The following is a 3,384-nucleotide window of genomic DNA, read 5'->3' on the forward strand; positions in this document are numbered from 1 at the left end:
GGAGAATTATGTTGGAAGTGAGAATGCTTTGACAGTTGTGGATGGTTCCAGCTCTATGTATTGGGAAAATAATCCTTTGCCTGCAGCAGTGGCAGAGTCCTTGGGAATCTATTTTGCTGAGCATAATACTGGGGCGTTTAAGGGCCATTTTATAACTTTTTCGAACACACCGCAGCTTGTTGAGATAAAGGGACGGGATATTTATGAGAAGATAAACTATTGCATGGGATACAATGAATGCAGTAATACTGATATTGCCGCTACATTTGACATTATCCTCAGGACGGCAGTAAAAAATCGACTTTCACAAAAGGATATGCCCTCAAGGCTTTATATAATATCCGATATGGAGTTTGATTGCTGTGCAGAAAATTCTTCATTGACAAATTTTGAAAATGCCAAGGGAAATTTTGAAAAGCACGGCTATAGGTTGCCAGAGTTGGTGTTCTGGAATGTTGACAGCAGAAGCAGACAACAGCCTGTTACCATTAATGAAAAGGGGGTTACACTGATTTCCGGATGCACCCCGCAGATATTTTCCATGGTGCAGGAAAATAATCTGAATCCGTACCAGTTTATGATGAGAGTTATTTCTTCTGAGAGATATAAGAAGATTGTGGCATGAGGATACTACAATGATTGAAATTAAGGGAAAAAGAAATACAGCTATTTGCTATGCAGCTGCGATTGATGAATTTGCTATGAAACAGATTGGACGGATGTGTGACTATGAGTTTACCGATGGCAGCAGTATTCGTATCATGCCAGATGTTCATGCCGGTAAAGGCTGCACTATAGGAACCACCATGACTATAACTGACAAGGTAGTTCCTAATGTGGTCGGCGTGGATATTGGTTGTGGTATGTATACAATAAAGCTTGGTAAGTCAGATGTTGATTTAGCCAGGCTTGATGAAGCGGCGCACTATATTCCGTCTGGGATGAATGTATGGGATATTGCACAGGAAGCCTTTGATTTATCCAGCCTTAAATGTTACGAGCAACTTAAAAAAATCAATAGGCTTCAATGCAGCCTAGGTTCCCTTGGTGGGGGAAATCATTTTATCGAGGTTGATGTAACCACAGATGGGATAAAATATCTTGTAATTCATAGTGGAAGCCGTAACTTAGGTAAACAAGTGGCCGAATTATATCAGGATATGGCCATTGATCAGCATAAAGGTATCAATGATTATCTTAAAACCCAGGAAAAGATAATTCGTACATATAAGGAACAGGGCAGGGATAAGGAAATACAGCAAGCACTTAAGGCATTGAAGGAGAAAAAGGACCGAGAAACTCCTGATATGCCAGAGGATCTTTGTTATTTGACTGGACAGTTATTTGAAGATTATCTCCATGATGTTAAGATCTGTCAGAATTTTGCTAAAAGAAGCCGTGAGATTATGGCGGATATCCTTCTTGAGAGAATCGGGATGAAGGGAATGGACGCATTCCATACTATACACAATTATATTGATACCGATGAGATGATTCTTAGAAAAGGTGCCATAGCTGCTTATGAGGGTGAAAGGGTTCTTATTCCTATAAATATGAGAGATGGAAGTATACTGGCTATAGGTAAAGGCAATCCGGAATGGAATTACTCTGCACCGCATGGAGCGGGGCGTATAATGTCAAGAACAAAGGCGATTAATTCTTTGTCAATGGATGAGTACAGAAAAGCAATGGAAGGAATATATACTACATCTGTAAATGAAGGTACTCTTGATGAGGCCCCCATGGCATATAAATCTTTAGGGGAAATTGTTGATATGGTTGCAAAATCAGTGAATATTATTGATATTATGAAGCCTATATATAATTTTAAATCCTCGGATGCAGAAAGTTTTGCCAAGAAAAAATGATTCTATCTGCCTATAGTGATGTCAGGATAATTGGAAGTGGGGCGGATGCAGTTGATTTTGCTCTGGTGAATTCCTGCCGGGCGGGAGATATTGTTGTGACCCAGGATTATGGTGTGGCAGCCATGGCTCTTGCCAGAGGTGCTTATGCCATCAATCAGGACGGATGGCTATATACCAATGAGAATATTGAGGGCCTGCTCGCCAAAAGACATTTTATCAAGAAAATGAGAAATGCCACTCATAAGCACCATCTAAAAGGCCCCCGCAAAAGAACAGACGAGGTTGACGAGAAATTTACCGAGGCGTTGGAGCAACTGCTGGACAAAGTAATAGACTTCCAATAAATACGCCTTATCGGAAGGTATAAAAATTCATCCCCTGGAAACAGCATCACGGCTGCTTTCAGGGGATTTTGTATTTTTAGGGGGATTTGGTAATTAGGTGTTTGCCATGAATAGGGAATACAGAAAATGAAAGATTATTCTGCAGAAAATTAATCTGCAATATTGCAAAATGGAGTCTAACCAGTAGTTAGGTTTTTCTGGGAAAAGTCTAACTAGTGGTTAGATTTTTGGCCCTTTTGGGGGTTAAGAATGTAAAACGTGGTGGGAGAGAAAAAATTGCATCCTTTTCATACTTAAATCATATTATTATGAATATTTTTTGATATAAAGTTTAGTAAAGGAAATTAGGACCTAATTGTAGAATGTTTTAAATTTAGGGATGTGATTATATGGATAGAGATTTACCACGTCATAATGAAATATGGCGTCACTTTAAAAATAAGCTATATAGGATAGTTACCACGGCTCAGCACACGGAAACTGGAGAGCAGATGGTAGTGTATCGTGCCATGTATGGGGAGGAAGGGGACTTTGTGAGACCACTCGATATGTTTATGAGTGAAGTGGACCGTAAGAAGTATCCTGATGTAGAGCAGGAATATAGATTTGTGAGGATAGAGTAATATGGATCTTCATGAGATTATACTATGGTATACAGTGGTTATTAATATTGTAGCTGTTATGATTTACGGCTGGGATAAGCTATGTGCCATAAGGCATAGATGGAGGATACCGGAAAAGACTTTATTGGTCATTGCAGTAATAGGCGGTAGTGTAGGAGCATTGTTTGCTATGTTCTTATTTCATCATAAAACACTGCATCTTAAATTCAGGTATGGAGTGCCGGTGATATTGATGTTACAGATTATAGGACTGGTATGGTTACATACACCGAGTAACTAAGGGGGTTCAAATGCCACATATATATGTCGATGCGGATGCCTGTCCAGTGGTTAAACAGATAGAGAATGTTGCCAAAAGCCAAGAGTTAAGCTATTAGTACCGATAACCGGCTTCTATCGGAAACAATCATCTGCCCTGGAAATGAGCATAAAATGTTTTTTTAGTCTGGTACGGGGAAAATCAATAAACTTTTTTGTCAATTCTCAGGTGAAGGAATGTGCACTCATGGCGTCGAATTATCACAATATATATTTTTGTGATGTAGTTTT

General features: G+C 39.3%; 5 protein-coding genes. All 5 read left to right on the forward strand.

Going from position 1 to position 3,384, the window contains the following annotated elements; translation table 11 throughout:
* On the forward strand, nucleotides 1-625 hold a 625-nt coding region (locus tag K6C05_RS01790; RefSeq protein ID WP_296730655.1), incomplete at its 5' end, for a DUF2828 family protein.
* Between the two features lie 10 nt (nucleotides 626-635).
* Complete coding sequence (locus tag K6C05_RS01795) at nucleotides 636-1,868, forward strand: RtcB family protein (protein ID WP_296730656.1); 1,233 nt, start codon at nucleotides 636-638, stop codon at nucleotides 1,866-1,868.
* Nucleotides 1,865-2,212, forward strand: coding sequence for a DUF188 domain-containing protein (locus K6C05_RS01800; RefSeq protein WP_296730657.1), 348 nt, complete (start codon nucleotides 1,865-1,867; stop codon nucleotides 2,210-2,212). The genes K6C05_RS01795 and K6C05_RS01800 overlap by 4 nt, the downstream gene beginning before the upstream one ends.
* A gap of 389 nt (nucleotides 2,213-2,601) precedes the next feature.
* Complete coding sequence (locus K6C05_RS01805; RefSeq protein ID WP_296730659.1) at nucleotides 2,602-2,835, forward strand: DUF1653 domain-containing protein; 234 nt, start codon at nucleotides 2,602-2,604, stop codon at nucleotides 2,833-2,835.
* A 1-nt stretch (nucleotide 2,836) separates the two neighbouring features.
* Nucleotides 2,837-3,115, forward strand: a complete 279-nt coding sequence (locus K6C05_RS01810) for a DUF1294 domain-containing protein (RefSeq protein WP_296730661.1) — start codon at nucleotides 2,837-2,839, stop codon at nucleotides 3,113-3,115.
* Nucleotides 3,116-3,384 lie beyond the last annotated feature (269 nt).

The sequence above is a fragment of the Anaerovibrio sp. genome (assembly GCF_024697385.1).
GTDB lineage: Bacteria > Bacillota > Negativicutes > Selenomonadales > Selenomonadaceae > Anaerovibrio.

What these genes read in the sequence shown, in the direction of transcription:
- K6C05_RS01795 (WP_296730656.1), top strand. Translation starts at nt 636, where the DNA reads ATGATTGAAATTAAGGGAAAAAGAAATACAGCTATTTGCTATGCAGCT.
- K6C05_RS01800 (WP_296730657.1), top strand. Translation starts at nt 1,865, where the DNA reads ATGATTCTATCTGCCTATAGTGATGTCAGGATAATTGGAAGTGGGGCG.
- K6C05_RS01805 (WP_296730659.1), top strand. Translation starts at nt 2,602, where the DNA reads ATGGATAGAGATTTACCACGTCATAATGAAATATGGCGTCACTTTAAA.
- K6C05_RS01810 (WP_296730661.1), top strand. Translation starts at nt 2,837, where the DNA reads ATGGATCTTCATGAGATTATACTATGGTATACAGTGGTTATTAATATT.